The following is a 17,941-nucleotide window of genomic DNA, read 5'->3' as shown; positions in this document are numbered from 1 at the left end:
AGAAGGCCGCAACCCCTAATTTCACTTTTTTCACCAACCGTTCATTAATCCGTCAATTTCGTCCAAAATGGACAAATACCGGTCGTTTTTCGCTAAAAACACACCAGTTTCAAGCCAGAGGCTGGAGTAAACTCTCCTTCATAATTAAGAGAAAGACATTCAGGAATACCTTACATGCTACTTAATGCACATCAACAGGCAGCTCAACGTAACCTTTCTTACCTGCTGGCGGAGAAAATTGCACAACGCGTTTTGTCTGGGGAGTATCCGGAAGGGGCTATTCTTCCTGGCGAGAATGAGTTAGGAGAGATTTTTGGTGTCAGCCGGACGGCCGTACGTGAAGCAGTAAAAACGCTGGCGGCTAAGGGAATGCTTTTACCCCGTCCGCGTATTGGTACCCGGGTAATGCCACAATCGAGCTGGAACTTTCTCGATCAGGAATTGCTGACCTGGTGGATGACCCGTGAAAACTTCGATCAGGTGATGGCGCATTTTATTGTTTTACGCAAAGCACTCGAACCTCAGGCTTGTGCGTTAGCCGCACTCGCTGCCAGTAAAGAGCAAAAGCATCAGCTCTCTCTATATATGTATGAAATGCGCCAGTTGCATAACAGCTTTGATCGGGAACACTGGATAACGGTAGATACGCAGTTTCACCAGCTAATCTATGAAGCGGGGAAAAATCCTTTTCTGACCTCTTTTGCGAATTTATTCAGTTCAGTGTATCAGAGCTATTTTCGGGCAATTACAGGCAATGAAGTGATTAAACTGGAACATCACCAGCGGCTGACGGATGCCATTCTGGCCGGTGATGCCAATGCCGCACTTCTGGAATGCCAGAGCCTGTTACTTGCTGATGAATGATCCCACAGACTGACGGACTACCAGCTCTGGGGTGAGCACTAAAATCTGAGGCTCTGAAGCCGGGTCTTGCAACCGATGCAGTAATGCATCAACCGCCAGTTCTCCCAGTGAGTCTTTAGGCTGATGGATTGTTGTCAGCGGCGGCATCATATATTGCGCCAGCTGGATATCATCGTACCCCATCACGGCTACATCATCGGGAACACGCAATCCACGCTGATAAAGTGCCTGATATACGCCAACAGCCATCGCATCGTTACTGGCGAAAACCGCATGCGGCGGTTCGGGCAGCGCCAGCAACTGCTGCATTGCGGCTAATCCGCCTTCAAATTCAAAATCACTACACACCTCATAACCAGGTAAAATCTTCAAACCGGCTTTTTCCATGGCCTGACGATATCCACTCAGCCGTTCCTGTGCGGTGGTTTTATCCAACGGGCCGGTAATGCAGGCGATGTGATGATATCCCTGACGGATTAAAAACTCCGTCGCCATTTCGCCGCCCAGCAACGCGTTATCCTGAATAATATCTATCGCGCCATCAAACGGTGACCAGTCCATCATCACAATCGGCAGTGACGGATAACGGCTGATAACGTCTTTCGAGGGTCGGTGGTTTTCGGTGCACATGATCAGCAGTCCGTCGACCCGCTTTTGCAACAGCGTTTCCAGGCTGCGGTTCATGCGTTCGGCGTCATTATCGGTATTACATAAAATGAGGCTGTAGCCGCGTTCATAACAACTACGCTCCACCCCACGCACCACTTCCGAATAGAACGGGTTACTGCTGGCGGTCAGTAACATGCCGAGGGTGCGTGTCTGGTTCAGCTTAAGGCTGCGGGCCAAGGCGGAAGGCGCGTAATTGAGTTGTTCAACGGCAGCATTCACTTTCTCAGCGATGGATTCACTGACAAAACGATTCTTGTTGATCACATGGGAAACGGTAGAGGTTGAAACGCCCGCGAGGCGGGCGACATCTTTCATGGTGGCCAATCAGGCCTCCTGTTGTGCGAGGAAATCGTCTATTTCTTTGCGCCACGGGACGGAAGGTTGTGCGCCAGGACGCGTCACGGCAATCGCTGCGGCGGCGTGTGCGAATCGTACTGCGCTGTCCATCGGTTTGCCTTCCAGCAGGGCTGTGACTAACGCGCCGTTAAAGGTATCACCTGCTGCTATCGTATCGACAGCTTTTACACGGAACCCCGCCACTAACTTTCCTTCTCCGTTCTGGCTGAGCCAGACGCCTTTACTGCCCAGCGTAATGATGACAGTCGTGATGCCTTTGTCATGTAAAGCGTTTGCGGCGCGAGCGGCATCTTCATTACTGTCGACTTTAATTCCCGTCAGCTTTTCAGCTTCAGTTTCGTTCGGGGTGATTATATCCACCCGTGCCAGCAATTCATCGGGCAATTCACAGGCCGGAGCCGGATTAAGGATCACCTGCGTACCGTTGTCTTTAGCGATCTTCGATGCCGCGATCACCGTTTCAAGCGGAGATTCAAGTTGCATTAATAAAGCAGAAGCACCAATGACCTGCTGTTTATAGCGATCAAGATATTCAGGCGTGACGGCTTTATTTGCCCCCGCATCTATGCCAATAACATTCTCACCTTCCGCATTCACGAAAATCAGCGCTACGCCAGTGGTGGTGTCTTTAATGGCTTCGATGGGGTGCGTATCAATATGGTCACTGGCCAGCTGTTTGCGAACTCGCTCGCCAATATCGTCATCTCCCACACAGGCAATAAAAGAGATATCAGCGCCACTGCGACCGGCTGCAACAGCCTGATTCGCCCCTTTACCGCCAAAGGCTACGGTGTATTGCTTACCGATAACCGTTTCGCCCGGTTGCGGGAAGTGGTTGATATTCAGAATGTGGTCAGCGTTGATACTGCCGAGTACCACCAGTTTGCCGGTTTTCATGTGGAGATCCCTGAGTCAAATAGCGCCTCCATCAGGAGGCGCAGTTACAGCATCGATAAAAAGAGTATTACGGCTGAGCAACCAGTTTCAAATCAACAGGGATAACAGCCGGCACTTTCTCGCCTTTGAGTACTTTATCTGCAGTCTGAACGCCGATCACACCGATTTGTTCAGGACGCTGTGCCACAGTCGCGCCCATTTTGCCGCTGTTAACGGCTTTGATACCGTCGTCGGTGCCATCAAAGCCAACGACCAGCACATCCGTTTTACCGGCAGTCTGCAGGGCGCGCAATGCACCGAGCGCCATTTCGTCATTCTGAGCGAACACGGCCTGCACGTCCTGATGCGCAGTCAGCAGATTCTGCATGACGTTCAGGCCCTTGGTGCGGTCGAAGTCAGCAGGCTGGCTGGCGAGGATCTGGAAATGGTGTTTTTCGGCGGCCTGAGCGAAACCTTTACCGCGTTCACGGGCAACAGACGTCCCGGCGATACCTTCGAGTTCAATGACTTTAGCGTTTTCGCCCAGTTTTTTGGCGATGTAATCACCGGCCATTTTCCCCCCGAAGGCGTTATCAGACGCAACGTGGCTGGCGACAACACCCTTAGTAGCCTGACGGTCAAGAGTGATCACCGGGATTTTCGCCTGGTTTGCCATCGCAACGGCATTGCCTACCGCATCAGAATCCGTCGGGTTGATCAGCATCAGCTTGGTGCCACGAACCGTCAGGTCCTGTACGTTTGCCAGCTCTTTCGCCGGGTTGTTCTGAGAATCAAGAACCACCAGGTTATAACCCAGTTTGTCCGCTTCTTTTTGCGCGCCGTCTTTCATGGAGACGAAGAACGGATTGTTCAGCGTGGAAACGACCAGCGCAATGGTGTCTTTCGCCAGAACGTTAGCACTGAAAGAAGCGGTGATCGCTGCGGCGGAAACCCAGACAGCCAGTTTTTTCATATTCATGGTCATAAGTCCTGTAGGAGAGTTTATTTGTTGCTTTTGTTATCCACCAGAACCGCCAGCAGGATGACAACTGCTTTTACGATCATCTGGTAGTAGGAAGAAACACCTAATAAGTTCAAACCGTTATTCAGGAAGCCAAGGATCAATGCACCGATCAGCGTTCCAACAATGCGTCCTTTACCCCCGGACAGGCTGGTTCCCCCTAATACCACTGCGGCAATCGCATCCAGCTCATAACCCGTACCTGCGTTGGGCTGCGCAGAAGATAAGCGCGCCACTTCGATGATACTGGCCAGAGCGGCTAACAAACCACACAGGGAGTAGACGATAATTTTGACTTTATCGACGCTGATACCTGACAGACGCGTAGCGGATTCGTTACCGCCCAGCGCGTAGATATAACGCCCCAGCCGGGTGTGATGCAGCATGTACCATGCCGCAATAAACACCACAGCCATCAGCCAGACAGGTGTCGGGATACCCAGCGGGCGACCGATACCAAACCAGCCAAAAACATCAGCGACATCATTAAAGCCGGTACTGATCGGGCTGCCGTTGGTGTACACCATCGTAATACCACGCAGCAGCAACATCATGACCAGCGTAGCGATAAACGCCTGGACTTTCCCTTTGGCCACAATCATTCCGGTGACGCCACCCACAGCCGCACCTAACGCCAGCGCGGCGCCAACGGCAACAAACGCATTCACTTCCAGCCCGACAATCGAGGCGGCAACGGCGCCGGTCAGCGCCAGCAAAGAGCCGACGGATAAATCGATCCCGGACGTCAGGATCACCAGTGTCATGCCGACGGCCATAATGGCGTTAACGGACGTTTGCTGAAGGATGTTAAACAGGTTATTGACCGTAAAGAAATTCGGGCTCATGGAAGAGACCACGGCAATCAACACCAGCAGCGCAATCAGAGACTTTTGCTCCAACAACCACTCTTTACTGATCCAGCGCTTTTTGGCTGGCAATGTCTGAGAACTCATATCTGATTACTCCTGCGTCACGCCGTATTGCTTGCCGACAGCGGCAGCCATCAACACTTCCTGCGTAGCCTGTTCTATCGGGAATTCACCGCTTAAATGGCCTTCATGCATCACCAAAACCCGGTCACTCATACCGATCACTTCCGGCATTTCTGAGGAAACCAAAATGATACTCAGCCCTTCGCGCTTGAACTGGTTTATAAGCTGGTAAATCTCTTTCTTGGCACCAACGTCAACGCCGCGCGTCGGTTCATCGAGGATCAGGACTTTCGGCCGCGTCATTAATCCACGGGCAATTGCCACTTTTTGCTGATTACCGCCGGAAAGCAGGCCGATGGTCTGCATCATCGACGGCGTTTTGATATTGAAGAGGCGGATGAAATCGCCGACAGCCTGCTGTTCTTCCGCATGTTTAAGACGTCCGCCAGCGTGGCTGAAATAACGCAGCGCCGTCAGCGACATGTTTTCTTTCACTGACATGCCCAGAACTAAGCCATCGCGCTTGCGGTCTTCAGAGATATAAACAATGCCGTTTGCCAGCCCGTCCTGCGGTGAGTGTGTCACCACTTCGCGGCCATCGAGCGCCACATAACCACTTTTACGCGGTAAGGCTCCGTAGAGAATTTTCATCAGTTCGGTACGGCCTGCGCCCATCAGACCGGAAATCCCCAGAATTTCGCCGCTGTACAGATCAAAGCTGACGTTATCCACGCCCGGCCCGCTGACATCGCGTACCTGCAAACGCAGCGCACCGCGTTCATGATTAATGCGCGGGTATTGCTCTTCGAGGCGACGGCCCACCATCATTTCAATCAGCGTGTCTTCTTCAAGCGAACTGACCGGCCGCTCTGCAATAAACTGCCCGTCACGGAACACCGTCACGTCGTCGCAGATTTCGAAAATTTCTTTCATGCGGTGGGAGATATACACCACACCGCAACCGGCGGCTTTCAGTTCCCGGATCACGTTAAATAAAGAAGCGGTTTCGGTATCGGTCAGGGCATCCGTCGGTTCATCCATAATGATGACTTTGGATTCAAAGCTCAGCACTTTGGCAATTTCGACCATCTGCTGGTCGCCGATGGATAAATCGCCTACCAGCCGGTCGCTTTTGTAACGCAGATTCAGGCGCGCCAGCAGTTTATCGGCCTCGGCATACATCTTTTTCCAGTTGATGCGGCCAAAACCGTTCACAAACTCACGGCCCAGGAAGATATTTTCAGCAATCGTCAGTTGGGGGATCAGGTTTAATTCCTGATGAATGATACCAATCCCGGCTTCCTGAGAGGCTTTAGGGCCACTGAAAACCGCTTCCTTGCCAAGAAAATGCACTGAGCCGGCATCTTTCTGATAGATGCCGGTCAGCACTTTCATCATGGTGGACTTGCCCGCGCCGTTTTCTCCCACCAGCGCCATTACACGTCCCGGATAGACGCTGAGCGCCGCGCCGGAAAGTGCTTTTACGCCGGGAAAGGCTTTATCAATGCCTGTCAGTTGCAGCAAAGGTTGCATAAAGGCCTCAGAAGGTTACGCCAGCACACAGAATAACGTTCGCATAAGGCGAACATTCCCCGCTGCGGATCACAGCCCGACTTTTTTCGCTTTGTGCTTTGAATGACTCATGACTGACGTAATCCAAAGCAATGGTGTTTCCCTGGTGTTGTTCGAGTTGTGTCAATTGGGCGAGCAACGCTTCATGGAGTTGAGGATTTTTAGTGAGGATTTCCTCGGCGAGGATAGCCCGCTCAACCTGCATCTCATGTGTCACTACCTCTAAGACTTGTAAAAAGGTGGGAACTCCCTGGGTCAGGGCCAGATCGATGCGTTGGCAAGCTGCTGGCACCGGAAGTCCGGCATCGCCAATAACCAGCTGATCGGTGTGACCTAACCGGGCAATAACATGTGAGATTTCGGCATTTAACAGCGGTGACTTCTTCATTGTGAACTCCTACAGCGAAACGTTTCGCTCACCGATGAGTTTATAAAGATCCCCGGCCATCGCAACGGAGTTATGATGGAATTGTGATCAGCGTCGAAACGTTTCGCTGAATAATTAAGAAACCGCAGGGAAATTTGAGTTAGTCGTTTCAGAAAGGAGAAAGAGAAAATAAAACAGGGCACCCGAAGGTGCCCTGCGAGCAGTAGAAATGAGGATCAGATTTCTACCTGCGTACCGAGTTCGATTACGCGGTTCGGCGGAATTTCAAACTGATCTGGCGCGCGTAAGGCGTTGCGGCTGAGCGCCATAAAGAGTTTGCCACGGAAGTAGAGATACCAGGGGCGCTTGGTCAGGATCAGTGATTCGTGCGACATAAAGAATGACGTTTCCATCATCCGGCACGGCAATCCTTCCAGACCGCAACGGTGGAACACTTCCTCCACGTTCGGCGTTTCTTTAAATCCGTAGCTGGCGACCACACGCCAGAACGTCGGCGAAAGCTGTTCGATGGTGACGCGCCGGACGTTATGTACATAAGGCGCATCTTCGGTGCGTAACGTCAGCAGTACCACACGCTCATGCAACACTTTGTTGTGTTTGAGATTGTGCAGCAACGCAAACGGAATGACGTTGATGGCGCGCGACATATACACAGCCGTACCCGGAACACGCACCGGCGGGGATTTCTCCAGAGAGGCGATCATCGCTTCCAGGGAATTCCCATGCTCGTTCATGCGGCGCATAAGGCGGAAGCGCTCGCTTTTCCAGGTCGTCATAACGATAAACATGCCCAAACCCAGCGTCAGCGGCAACCAACCGCCGGAGAACAGTTTAGTAGCGTTCGCCGCGAACAGCGGGATATCCATAAACAGCAGACCGATCAGCAAAAGCCCGACCAGGAAAGGTTTCCAGTGCCAGTTTTTGAGTGCCACCGTACAGGAAAGAATACTGGTCAGCACCATCGTACCGGTCACTGCGATACCGTATGCCGCTGCCAGATTGCTCGAATGCTCGAAGCTGGCGATAACGATAACCACCGCAAAGTACAGCAACCAGTTAATGGCCGGGATGTAAATCTGGCCTGCTTCCATTTCTGAAGTGTGGATGATGCGCATTGGCGGTAAATAGCCTAAACGCACAGCCTGACGCGTCAGGGAAAACACACCGGAGATAACAGCCTGAGACGCGATAATGGTGGCCAGCGTTGCCAGCACCAGTAACGGGATCAAAGCCCAGTCAGGCGCCAGCAGGAAGAACGGGTTTTTAATCGACTCCGGGTCTTTCAGCAGCAATGCGCCCTGACCGAAGTAGTTCAGCACCAGAGAAGGCAGCACCACGGTGAACCAGGCCAGACGGATCGGGAATTTCCCGAAGTGGCCCATATCCGCATACAGCGCTTCCACACCGGTAATCGACAGAACGACCGCGCCAAGTGCCAGGAAGGAAAACGACTTATGCTCGATAAAGAAGTTAACCGCCCACATCGGGTTCATGGCGCGAAGTACTTCAGGATTTTGCATGATGCTGTTCACGCCGAGAACAGCCAGCGTCAGGAACCACAACAACATCACCGGCGCAAACAGTTTGCCAACAATGCCGGTGCCGTGTTTCTGAATAATGAAAAGCAGCGTCAGGACAGTAATAGATAAGGGGACGATATAAGGATCGAGTGAAGGTGCTGCGATTTCCAAACCTTCCATCGCGGAAAGAACAGAAATAGCCGGAGTGATCACCACTTCACCATAGAAGAAACTTCCGCCGATCAGGCCGAGAATGACCAAAACGGCAGTGGTGCGTGCCGAGGTGTTTCTGCCCGCCAGAGACATCAGCGTCAGAATACCGCCTTCGCCTGCGTTGTCCGCCCGCATCACGTAAGTGAGGTACTTGAGCGAAACAATGAGGATTAACATCCAGAAAATCAGAGAGAGAAAACCAAAAACGACGCTGGGTTCAACGTTGAAACCATAGTGACCAGAAAAACACTCTCTTAAGGTGTAGAGAGGACTGGTACCAATGTCGCCATAGACCACACCAATGGCGGCCAGGGTTACTGCTGGGAGTGACCGTTTATGTTCAGTGCTCATATTTCGTTTCTTTTTTGCTCGAACATCCGTAAGCGATGAGTGCGCTCGATCTTATGATGCCCACTAAAAGGCGCACAGTATGCACGAATAAATTGGATTGCCTACCCTTAAATGTGCAGCTAAACCGGCGTTCATATGAACGGGGTCACATTTCTGATAATAGAAAATTTTTAGTAATCAACAAGCTATAACGACAAAAATAAACGTGGCATATCGCTATTAGCCAGTACACTATTCAACAACTCAATGGAAACCGGAAGAGACAGTATGGCGCAATCTCCCCTTCTGGCAGAACGGATCGCCCGTCTTGCTAACGCATTAGAACATGGCCTGTACGAGCGGCAGGATGCCATAAGACTTTGCCTGCTGGCAGCCCTGTGCGGCGAAAGCGTTTTTCTGCTCGGCCCGCCAGGTATTGCAAAAAGCCTGATTGCCCGGCGCCTGAAATTTGCGTTCCGACATGCGCGCGCTTTTGAATATCTTATGACGCGCTTTTCCACGCCGGAAGAAGTCTTTGGCCCGCTCTCGATTCAGGCCCTGAAAGATGAAGGCCGCTATCTGCGTCTGACCGAAGGTTACTTGCCGGAAGCTGAAATTGTCTTCCTTGATGAAATCTGGAAAGCAGGCCCGGCCATCCTCAATACATTGCTCACCGCCATCAATGAACGCCGCTTCCGTAATGGCGAACGAGAAGAACCTATTCCGATGCGTCTGCTGGTCAGTGCGTCCAACGAATTACCCGAAGCCGATGGTGGCCTCGAAGCGCTGTACGACCGCATGCTGATCCGTCTGTGGTTGGATAAAGTGCAGGATAAGCAAAATTTTCGCTCACTGCTGACCAGCCGGAACAATGAAAACGCCAATCCGGTGACAGAGTCCCTGAGTATCAGCGATGAAGAATACCAACAATGGCAGCCGGAGATCGACAAAGTCAATCTTTCAGACAGCTGCTTTGAACTGATCTTCCAGCTGCGCCAGCGCCTTGATGCCCTGGATACGGCACCTTATGTCTCTGACCGTCGCTGGAAAAAAGCCCTGCGCCTGTTGCAGGCCTGCGCATTTTTCAGTGGCAGAAAAGCGATCACGCAGGTGGACCTGATCCTGCTGAAAGACTGTTTATGGCATGACCTTAATACTTATAACCTCCTGCAAACCCAGATTGAGCAACTGATCACCGAACAGGCTTATCAGCAGCAGACACTGCTGATGAAAATTCAGCAGCTGAATCAGCAATGGATGCAACATCAGCAGCAACAGAGTTCGCGTCAGTCAATCAAACTGAACAAGAAAGCCGGCATTTTCAGCCGCAAGCCACAGTACGGCCTGCCTGAATCACTTAACACCACCAACCTGACCCTGTTATTGCAAACGCCTTTACACCTGCATGAAATAAAAGTCACACACCTGTTATTCGAACGCATCATCCTGGAAGAGTGGTTAAATAAAGGAGGCGTACTGAAAGCCAAACTCAACGGGATTGGTTTTGTACAAACCGTGGATCTGGAAATCGATGACAAACAACAACTTCTGGTGCTGGATGTTAGCCGTCAGAGCACGCCGCTGACGCTGCCGGGCCATGAGCATATTGCCGTTCCCGACGAAATGAAAAATACGCTGAGTGACCTGACCGCAAAACTGGCGCAGCAGAGACATGAATTCAGCCAGCAGCAAAACTGTCTGTTTGTTCCGGCAGAATGGATGGCAAAAATAGAAGCCAGCCTGCTTCAGGTGGCTGAACAGTTGCGTCATCAGCAACAGACATTCAGTGGTCACTGATCATGTTCAGTCTCGAGTCACTGGATCTTCTGCTGGCCATCAGCGAAGCCGAACTGATTGAAGAACTGCTCGTCGGCTTGCTGGCTGCGCCAGCGCTGACGGTGTTCTTCGAGAAATTTCCCCGTCTCAAGCGTGCCCTGACCAAAGATCTCCCAGAATGGAAATTGCGCCTTCGCCAGAGGATCCACGAAACGCCGGTTCCCCAAGAGCTGGCGAAAGAATTCTATCTTTATCAGCATTGCCAGCAGATCGACGCCACGGCTTTTCAGTCCGGACTGCCTTCCCTCATCGATGAACTGGAGCAACTCAGCTCTCCCTTTGCCACTGAAGCCCGCACCTTACAGGAGAATAATGAAACCTCACGGACGGCGAAAACCGGCAACAGCTTTCATACCTTGTTCCTCCAGCGCTGGCGCCTGAACCTGACCTTCCAAACGGTGAACGTTCATCATCAGTTACTCGAACAAGAACAGGAGCAGTTGCAGGAAGAATTGCTGCAACGACTGCAGCTCAGCAGCGAGCTCTCTCCTTTATTAGCGGAGAACGATACGGCAGCAGGCCGGTTGTGGGATATGAGTAAAGGGAAGCGTCTGCGGGGTGATATTCAGTCGCTGGCGCGGTTCGGCGCTTTTCTTCAGCAGCAGCCTGAGCTGATGCATCTGGCAGAACAACTGGGCCGCAGCCAGACGGTCAAAACCAGTCCGCATGAAGATGCAAAAATGGAAACTCACCGGCTGATGGTGCGCGAACCCGCAACGGTGCCGGAAGAAGTGAACGGCATTCATCAGAGCGATGATATTTTGCGCCTGATGCCGACGGAGCTGGTGACGCTGGGGCTGCCTGAGCTGGAATACGAATTTTACCGCCGTTTGCTGGAAAAGCGTCTGATGACATATCGCCTGCAAGGGGACGTGTGGCGCGAGAAAGTGGTCAAACGGCCTGTGGTCTATCAGCAACAGGAACCGCAACCGCGTGGACCTTTTGTCGTCTGCGTCGATACATCCGGTTCGATGGGGGGATTTAACGAACAGTGCGCCAAAGCGTTCTGTCTGGCGTTACTGAAAATCGCACTGGCTGATAACCGCCGATGTTACATCATGTTGTTTGCCAGTGAAGTGATCCATTATGAACTGACCTCCAACGGCGGCCTGGATCAGGCGCTGCGCTTTCTGGGGCAGCATTTTCGTGGTGGTACCGATCTGGCCGCCTGTCTGAATGCCACACTGGATAAACTCGCTTCTCCGCAATGGGAGGATGCTGATGCAGTGGTGATCTCGGACTTTATCGCCCAGCGGTTGCCAGATGAAGTACAAAAGAAGGTCAGGGCGTTGCAACGGGAAAAACACCACCGCTTTCATGCCCTGGCAATGTCGCACTATGGCAAGCCCGGCATCCTGCGCATTTTCGATCATATCTGGCGCTTCGATACCGGCATGAAAAGCCGCGTACAGCGACGCTGGCAGAGAAATTAAGCCTAAAGAGAAAGATAATCATGACTGAAATTTATCAGCTCGACGAGCTGGATCGCGGGATCCTGAACGCCCTGATGGATAATGCCCGCACACCATATGCTGAACTGGCAAAAGTGTTCACCGTCAGCCCGGGGACGATCCACGTCCGCGTAGAAAAAATGAAACAAGCGGGCATCATTACCGGCGCGCATATTACCGTCAATCCTAAACAGCTGGGTTACGACGTATGCTGTTTTATTGGCATCATTTTGAAAAGTGCCAAGGATTATCCGTCGGCACTGAAAAAGCTCGAAAGTATAGAAGAAGTGGTCGAAGCCTATTACACCACCGGGCATTACAGCATTTTCATTAAGATCATGTGCCGCTCGATTGATTCCCTTCAGCACGTACTTATCAACAAGATCCAGACAATTGACGAGATCCAGTCGACCGAGACGCTGATCTCCCTGCAGAACCCCATCACACGTACCATCCAGCCCTGAGCACTGATTTCTATACCCCTATTATCCACAGGTAGATCCCAGCTCATTCACAGCGTACAATAGCCTCCTTTTCCCGGGTGAGAGCATCATGTCTGACATTACCCTGATCAGTGGCAGTACGCTTGGCAGTGCCGAATATGTAGCAGAACACGTGGCTGAGAAACTGGAAGAAGCCGGTTTTTCCACTCAGATGTTCCATGGCCCGGAACTGTACGAAGTTCCGCAGGAAGGTATCTGGCTGATCGTGTGCTCGACACACGGTGCTGGTGAGCTGCCTGATAACCTGCAACCTTTTATGGAGCAGCTGGAAGATCAGCAACCCGATCTGTCAAAAGTACGCTTTGGCGCATTAGGTTTAGGCAGCAGTGAATATGACACCTTCTGTGGCGCGATCAGTTCTCTGGATCAAAAACTGACGTCATTAGGGGCAAAACGGATCGGTGATCGTCTTGAGATCGACGTGACTCAACACGAAATTCCTGAGGATCCGGCCGAGGTTTGGGTGATCAACTGGATTAATTTGATAAAATAAGTGTAAATTTCAGGCGATCAGATGTGGATAACTATGCTTAAAAGCAGGGTAAAACCCGTAGTTATCCCTCTAACAACTCCTGTACGCTTTTCATGCTGTGCATAACTCTCACTTCTGATCCCAGCTTATACTGTCCAGGATCACCGATCATTCACAGCATTCGATCCTTCTTAGCATACTGATCTTCATAAACAAAAAAGACTTATGCACAGAGGATCGCGATCCTAATAGAAGTATTAATAAGAGATCTTTAAATAAAAAAGATCTTCTTTTAATTAGTGAAGATCCCCGGGGACTTGTGGAAGCTCAAAACTTGAGTAGAATCCCTCCTCCCAACGCCATACAAAGAAAGTTCGCTTGAACGCCGAGGTGCAGTCGCATGTTTTATCCGGATCAATTTGACGTCATCATCATAGGTGGTGGTCATGCAGGTACTGAAGCCGCAATGGCTTCTGCACGCATGGGACGTCAGACCTTATTATTAACCCACAATATCGACACGCTGGGACAGATGTCGTGTAACCCGGCCATTGGCGGGATCGGGAAAGGACATCTGGTAAAAGAAGTCGACGCATTGGGCGGACTGATGGCTACGGCTATCGATCATGCGGGTATTCAGTTTAGGATACTAAACGCAAGCAAAGGCCCGGCAGTCAGGGCAACACGTGCTCAAGCTGACCGCGTTCTGTACCGTCAGGCCGTCCGTACCGCCCTGGAAAACCAGCCAAACCTGATGATCTTCCAGCAACCTGTTGAAGACCTGATCGTAGAAAACGATCGTGTGGTCGGTGCTGTGACCAAAATGGGGCTGAAATTCCGCGCTAAAGCGGTTGTACTGACTGTCGGCACCTTCCTGGACGGAAAGATCCACATAGGTCTGGAAAACTACAGCGGTGGCCGTGCAGGGGATCCTCCGGCGATCTCTTTGTCTCAGCGTTTGCGTGAATTGCCTTTACGCGTTAACCGTCTTAAAACCGGTACACCTCCACGTATTGATGCCCGGACCATTGATTTCAGTGTTCTGGCACAACAGCATGGTGATAATCCTGCACCGGTATTCTCGTTCATGGGCAACGTGTCGCAACATCCGCGCCAGATCCCGTGTTACATGACCTATACCAACGAAAAAACCCATGACGTGATCCGCAATAATCTGGATCGCAGCCCGATGTATGCCGGGATCATCGAAGGGATCGGCCCGCGTTACTGCCCGTCGATCGAAGATAAAGTCATGCGTTTTGCCGATCGCAATTCTCATCAGATCTTCCTTGAACCGGAAGGCCTGACCAGCAATGAAGTTTATCCAAACGGAATTTCCACCAGCCTGCCATTCGATGTGCAGATGCAGATCGTCCGGTCTATGCAGGGGATGGAAAATGCCGTTATTGTTCGTCCGGGTTATGCGATTGAATACGATTTCTTCGATCCGCGTGATTTGAAACCGACGCTGGAAAGTAAATTTATCGCCGGTCTGTTCTTTGCCGGACAAATCAACGGTACGACGGGTTACGAAGAAGCCGCTGCACAGGGCTTACTCGCTGGCATGAATGCTGCCCGTAGTGCCAGCGAAGAAGAGGGCTGGGCGCCACGTCGCGATCAAGCTTATCTCGGTGTGCTGGTTGATGACCTGTGTACGCTGGGCACCAAAGAACCGTACCGGATGTTTACATCACGCGCTGAATATCGACTGATGCTGCGCGAAGACAATGCCGATTTACGCCTGACAGAAAAAGGCCGTGAATTAGGTCTGGTTGACGATGCCCGCTGGGCGCGGTTCAACGAAAAACTGGAAATGATCGAACAGGAACGTCAGCGTCTGCGTGGTATCTGGGTGAACCCTCATCACGCGCAGGTTGAAGAGATTAATGCACATCTTTCTGCACCGCTTTCTAAAGAAGCCAGTGCAGAAGAACTGCTGCGTCGTCCTGAAATGACCTATGAGCTGATTACCCGTCTTTCTCCGTTCGCACCTTCTGTCCCGGATGTGCAGGCAGCAGAACAGGTTGAAATTCAGATCAAATATGAAGGCTATATCGCCCGTCAGCAGGAAGAGATCGAAAAACAGCAGCGTAACGAAAACACTGTGTTGCCTGTTGATCTTGATTACCGCCAGGTTAATGGTCTTTCCAATGAAGTGATCGCCAAGCTTAACGATCACAAGCCGACCTCCATTGGTCAGGCATCGCGGATCTCGGGTATTACGCCGGCAGCTATCTCGATCTTGCTGATCTGGCTTAAAAAACAAGGCTTACTGCGCCGTAGCGCATAACTCACCTCTCTTATGACCGCCCTTTGAAAACAAAGCGGCGGTCAGTTCTTACTTTTCCCATCTTTCTGAGTGTTTTATCATTTCTCAACCGGGCTGTTCCCGAATATCGACTCTTTCTGAGGATTCACTGTGCAAAAGAAACTGGACTCGCTGCTTGCTGCGGCAGGAATAGCGTTACCCGATCAGCAAAAACAGCAACTGATTGGCTATGTGGAACTGCTGCATAAGTGGAACAAAGCCTATAACCTGACGTCTGTCCGTGACCCGATGCAGATGCTGGTACGCCATATCATGGACAGCATCGTAGTAAATGAGCATCTGCAGGGCAGCCGTTTCATCGACGTAGGCACAGGCCCTGGTTTACCGGGAATTCCTCTTGCCATCGTTCGCCCTGATTCACACTTTACGCTGCTGGACAGCCTGGGTAAGCGCGTACGCTTCCTGCGTCAGGTTCAGCATGAACTGGGGCTGAAAAATATCGAACCGGTACAAAGTCGTGTGGAAGAGTTTGAGCCAGACCCGTTGTTTGATGGGGTGATCAGCCGTGCTTTTGCGTCCCTGCAGGATATGCTTTCCTGGTGCCATCACCTGCCACAAAAAGGGCAGGGGCGTTTTTACGCCTTAAAAGGGGTGAGCCCTGATGATGAAATGGCGCTATTGCCGGAAGGTATCACTTTGGAATCGGTCATAAAACTGCAGGTACCAGAACTTGACGGGGAACGGCATCTCGTCATTCTTAGCTCAAACTAAAGTTGCGTTTTATCAAAAAATATTTAAAAAGCGCATGTGTTATTGCAGTTAAAATGAGCAGGCTAATTATATAGCGGTGACAAACACTCAATCACCGCTTTTTTACAGACTGATAGCATTTCAGAGATGTTTTTATTTTAATCCGGACTGTAATAGTCACTTTTGAAATTGAACGGTCATCAACCGGCTGATATTGAACTTGTAATGAAAATGTTGTTATTTGTTGGGTTGTTGTGTCAATAAATCGTGGTTATTTTTAAAGAAGATTGTTTAACGAACAGTGTTTTATTAACAAATTGATTTATAAAGATTTTAAAAGGCCTGATTAGCTAAAGACATTCAAACAGTGCAGGGTATATAAAGTGTCCTGAGTTAATTATGTGATCCAGTGCACGCTTCTTTGTCGGGTGATGAAATAACCGTATCAAACCAAAAAGGGCAAATTCAGCTATAGTTTGGTTGTCAAAATAGTCGTGAAGGGGAAAATTTAAATAATTGTTCACCTTTTCGCTACTTATCCATTGAATTCGTCCCTGTGCCCCGTATAATTTGCTCGGTTTTTGCTGCTTGACTCAAAACAGTAAAGGCAGTGATATACGGCATTCAGTCTACCTCCAGCTAGGTACTTGATACGGAGAGAACAAACGTCATGTCTGTATCCGGTATTTTACACAGTACAAATAGTGTGAAGGTTGCCAGAAAGCTGTTGATACTGCAGTTATTGACCTTTGTTCTGCTCAGTGCAGTATTTGGTTTTAAAAGCCTGGAATGGACCACATCGGCTCTTATGGGTGGGTTGGCCGCCTGGGTGCCAAATGTACTGTTCATGCTGTTTGCATGGCGCCATCAGGCGCAAACAACGGTCTCTGGACGGGTTGCCTGGTCCTTTGCAATCGGAGAAGCGCTGAAGGTGCTGGTTACGGTGATCTTAATGGTTATCGCACTTGGCCTGTTTAAGGCGGCTTTTGCTCCGTTGGGGTTGGCCTATTTATCGGTGTTGATGACTCAGATTTTGGCACCGGCCGTCATTAACAGTTACCGTACTTAACTACTAAAGGGTAAGAGGCATCATGTCTGCATCAGGAGAAATCTCTACTCCACAAGAGTATATCGGTCACCATCTGACTCAGCTTCAGATTGGGACGGGATTCTGGTCGATTAACATCGATTCGATGTTTTTCTCCGTGTTCCTCGGAGTACTCTTTCTGGTTATTTTCCATCGCGTAGCCAAAAACGCCACCAGCGGTGTCCCGGGTAAACTGCAAACCGCAGTTGAACTGGTCGTTGGTTTCGTCGACAGCAGCGTACGTGACATGTATCACGGCAAAAGCAAAGTGATTGCACCTCTCGCGCTGACCGTCTTCGTCTGGGTGTTTATGATGAACCTGATGGATTTGCTGCCAATCGATTTGTTGCCGACTATCGGTGAAAAATTGCTTGGTCTGCCAGCGTTGCGTGTGGTTCCTACGGCTGACGTGAACATCACGTTGTCCATGGCACTCGGCGTATTCATTCTGATTCTTTTCTATAGCATTAAGATGAAAGGCTTTGGCGGTTTCATTAAAGAACTGACAATGCAGCCATTCAATCATCCGGTTTTCATTCCGATTAACCTGATTCTTGAAGGTGTCAGCCTGCTGTCTAAACCAGTTTCACTGGGTCTGCGACTGTTTGGCAATATGTATGCGGGTGAGTTGATCTTCATCCTTATTGCTGGCCTGTTGCCGTGGTGGTCACAGTGGATTCTAAATGTGCCTTGGGCCATTTTCCACATCCTGATCATTACGCTGCAAGCCTTTATTTTCATGGTTCTGACGATTGTCTATCTCTCGATGGCATCTGAAAAACACTGATTTTCTTTCAACACTACTGCGTTTTAACTGAAACAAACTGGAGA

General features: G+C 50.6%; 17 protein-coding genes. 10 read left to right on the top strand and 7 right to left on the bottom strand.

The window, feature by feature from the left end; genetic code table 11:
• Together UC14_RS27055 and UC14_RS09125 are read left to right on the top strand one after the other, a co-directional pair.
• A partial coding sequence (locus tag UC14_RS27055) for a hypothetical protein (protein WP_232829660.1) occupies positions 1-185 on the top strand: 185 nt, incomplete at its 5' end.
• A complete protein-coding gene (locus UC14_RS09125) occupies positions 175-864 on the top strand; it encodes a FadR/GntR family transcriptional regulator (protein ID WP_013577664.1) in 690 nt (229 codons plus the stop codon). The genes UC14_RS27055 and UC14_RS09125, both read left to right, overlap by 11 nt.
• Here UC14_RS09125 and rbsR read toward each other — a convergent pair.
• The 7 genes from rbsR to kup form a co-directional block, all read right to left on the bottom strand.
• The gene (gene rbsR / locus UC14_RS09120; protein ID WP_112197583.1) at positions 847-1,857 is read right to left on the bottom strand and encodes a ribose operon transcriptional repressor RbsR; all 1,011 of its coding nucleotides are present in this window, start codon (positions 1,855-1,857) and stop codon (positions 847-849) included. The genes UC14_RS09125 and rbsR overlap by 18 nt on opposite strands.
• On the bottom strand, positions 1,858-2,787 hold the full coding sequence (rbsK, locus tag UC14_RS09115) for a ribokinase (protein WP_013577666.1): 930 nt from the start codon (positions 2,785-2,787) through the stop codon (positions 1,858-1,860).
• 67 nt (positions 2,788-2,854) lie between these two features.
• Positions 2,855-3,745 carry a ribose ABC transporter substrate-binding protein RbsB gene (gene rbsB, locus UC14_RS09110; RefSeq protein WP_013577667.1) on the bottom strand — a complete coding sequence of 297 codons (891 nt, stop codon included), beginning with the start codon at positions 3,743-3,745 and terminating at the stop codon, positions 2,855-2,857.
• Between the two features lie 23 nt (positions 3,746-3,768).
• The gene (gene rbsC, locus UC14_RS09105; RefSeq protein WP_013577668.1) at positions 3,769-4,740 is read right to left on the bottom strand and encodes a ribose ABC transporter permease; all 972 of its coding nucleotides are present in this window, start codon (positions 4,738-4,740) and stop codon (positions 3,769-3,771) included.
• A gap of 6 nt (positions 4,741-4,746) precedes the next feature.
• On the bottom strand, positions 4,747-6,252 hold the full coding sequence (gene rbsA / locus UC14_RS09100) for a ribose ABC transporter ATP-binding protein RbsA (RefSeq protein ID WP_013577669.1): 1,506 nt from the start codon (positions 6,250-6,252) through the stop codon (positions 4,747-4,749).
• A gap of 7 nt (positions 6,253-6,259) precedes the next feature.
• A complete protein-coding gene (gene rbsD, locus UC14_RS09095) occupies positions 6,260-6,679 on the bottom strand; it encodes a D-ribose pyranase (RefSeq protein WP_013577670.1) in 420 nt (139 codons plus the stop codon).
• Positions 6,680-6,894: 215 nt separating this feature from the next.
• Complete coding sequence (gene kup, locus UC14_RS09090) at positions 6,895-8,763, bottom strand: low affinity potassium transporter Kup (protein ID WP_013577671.1); 1,869 nt, start codon at positions 8,761-8,763, stop codon at positions 6,895-6,897.
• A 267-nt stretch (positions 8,764-9,030) separates the two neighbouring features.
• On the opposite strand from kup, the gene ravA reads away from it, so the two are divergent.
• The 8 genes from ravA to atpB all read left to right on the top strand — a co-directional run bounded on the left by ravA (position 9,031) and on the right by atpB (position 17,897).
• Positions 9,031-10,539, top strand: coding sequence for an ATPase RavA (gene ravA / locus UC14_RS09085; protein ID WP_112197582.1), 1,509 nt, complete (start codon positions 9,031-9,033; stop codon positions 10,537-10,539).
• A gap of 2 nt (positions 10,540-10,541) precedes the next feature.
• Positions 10,542-12,011: an ATPase RavA stimulator ViaA gene (viaA, locus tag UC14_RS09080; protein ID WP_112197581.1), complete on the top strand. Its 1,470-nt coding sequence runs from the start codon at positions 10,542-10,544 to the stop codon at positions 12,009-12,011.
• A 20-nt stretch (positions 12,012-12,031) separates the two neighbouring features.
• Entirely contained in the window at positions 12,032-12,493 is a 462-nt protein-coding gene (asnC, locus tag UC14_RS09075) for a transcriptional regulator AsnC (protein ID WP_013577674.1), read from the top strand.
• An 88-nt stretch (positions 12,494-12,581) separates the two neighbouring features.
• Positions 12,582-13,025 carry an FMN-binding protein MioC gene (gene mioC, locus UC14_RS09070; RefSeq protein WP_013577675.1) on the top strand — a complete coding sequence of 148 codons (444 nt, stop codon included), beginning with the start codon at positions 12,582-12,584 and terminating at the stop codon, positions 13,023-13,025.
• A gap of 379 nt (positions 13,026-13,404) precedes the next feature.
• Positions 13,405-15,294 carry a tRNA uridine-5-carboxymethylaminomethyl(34) synthesis enzyme MnmG gene (mnmG, locus tag UC14_RS09060; RefSeq protein WP_112152011.1) on the top strand — a complete coding sequence of 630 codons (1,890 nt, stop codon included), beginning with the start codon at positions 13,405-13,407 and terminating at the stop codon, positions 15,292-15,294.
• Between the two features lie 129 nt (positions 15,295-15,423).
• On the top strand, positions 15,424-16,044 hold the full coding sequence (rsmG, locus tag UC14_RS09055) for a 16S rRNA (guanine(527)-N(7))-methyltransferase RsmG (RefSeq protein WP_013577677.1): 621 nt from the start codon (positions 15,424-15,426) through the stop codon (positions 16,042-16,044).
• A 649-nt stretch (positions 16,045-16,693) separates the two neighbouring features.
• The gene (gene atpI / locus UC14_RS09050; protein ID WP_013577678.1) at positions 16,694-17,092 is read left to right on the top strand and encodes a F0F1 ATP synthase subunit I; all 399 of its coding nucleotides are present in this window, start codon (positions 16,694-16,696) and stop codon (positions 17,090-17,092) included.
• Positions 17,093-17,114: 22 nt separating this feature from the next.
• Positions 17,115-17,897 carry a F0F1 ATP synthase subunit A gene (atpB, locus tag UC14_RS09045; protein WP_013577679.1) on the top strand — a complete coding sequence of 261 codons (783 nt, stop codon included), beginning with the start codon at positions 17,115-17,117 and terminating at the stop codon, positions 17,895-17,897.
• Positions 17,898-17,941: the final 44 nt, after the last annotated feature.

Source organism: Rahnella sp. NRRL B-41462 (assembly GCF_003263525.1).
Taxonomy (GTDB): domain Bacteria; phylum Pseudomonadota; class Gammaproteobacteria; order Enterobacterales; family Enterobacteriaceae; genus Rahnella; species Rahnella aceris.
This window is presented reverse-complemented; position numbering and strand designations above follow the sequence as displayed.

What these genes read in the sequence shown, in the direction of transcription:
- UC14_RS09125 (WP_013577664.1), top strand. Translation starts at nt 175, where the DNA reads ATGCTACTTAATGCACATCAACAGGCAGCTCAACGTAACCTTTCTTAC.
- rbsK (WP_013577666.1), bottom strand. Translation starts at nt 2,787, where the DNA reads ATGAAAACCGGCAAACTGGTGGTACTCGGCAGTATCAACGCTGACCAC.
- rbsB (WP_013577667.1), bottom strand. Translation starts at nt 3,745, where the DNA reads ATGAATATGAAAAAACTGGCTGTCTGGGTTTCCGCCGCAGCGATCACC.
- rbsC (WP_013577668.1), bottom strand. Translation starts at nt 4,740, where the DNA reads ATGAGTTCTCAGACATTGCCAGCCAAAAAGCGCTGGATCAGTAAAGAG.
- rbsA (WP_013577669.1), bottom strand. Translation starts at nt 6,252, where the DNA reads ATGCAACCTTTGCTGCAACTGACAGGCATTGATAAAGCCTTTCCCGGC.
- rbsD (WP_013577670.1), bottom strand. Translation starts at nt 6,679, where the DNA reads ATGAAGAAGTCACCGCTGTTAAATGCCGAAATCTCACATGTTATTGCC.
- kup (WP_013577671.1), bottom strand. Translation starts at nt 8,763, where the DNA reads ATGAGCACTGAACATAAACGGTCACTCCCAGCAGTAACCCTGGCCGCC.
- ravA (WP_112197582.1), top strand. Translation starts at nt 9,031, where the DNA reads ATGGCGCAATCTCCCCTTCTGGCAGAACGGATCGCCCGTCTTGCTAAC.
- viaA (WP_112197581.1), top strand. Translation starts at nt 10,542, where the DNA reads ATGTTCAGTCTCGAGTCACTGGATCTTCTGCTGGCCATCAGCGAAGCC.
- asnC (WP_013577674.1), top strand. Translation starts at nt 12,032, where the DNA reads ATGACTGAAATTTATCAGCTCGACGAGCTGGATCGCGGGATCCTGAAC.
- mioC (WP_013577675.1), top strand. Translation starts at nt 12,582, where the DNA reads ATGTCTGACATTACCCTGATCAGTGGCAGTACGCTTGGCAGTGCCGAA.
- mnmG (WP_112152011.1), top strand. Translation starts at nt 13,405, where the DNA reads ATGTTTTATCCGGATCAATTTGACGTCATCATCATAGGTGGTGGTCAT.
- atpI (WP_013577678.1), top strand. Translation starts at nt 16,694, where the DNA reads ATGTCTGTATCCGGTATTTTACACAGTACAAATAGTGTGAAGGTTGCC.
- atpB (WP_013577679.1), top strand. Translation starts at nt 17,115, where the DNA reads ATGTCTGCATCAGGAGAAATCTCTACTCCACAAGAGTATATCGGTCAC.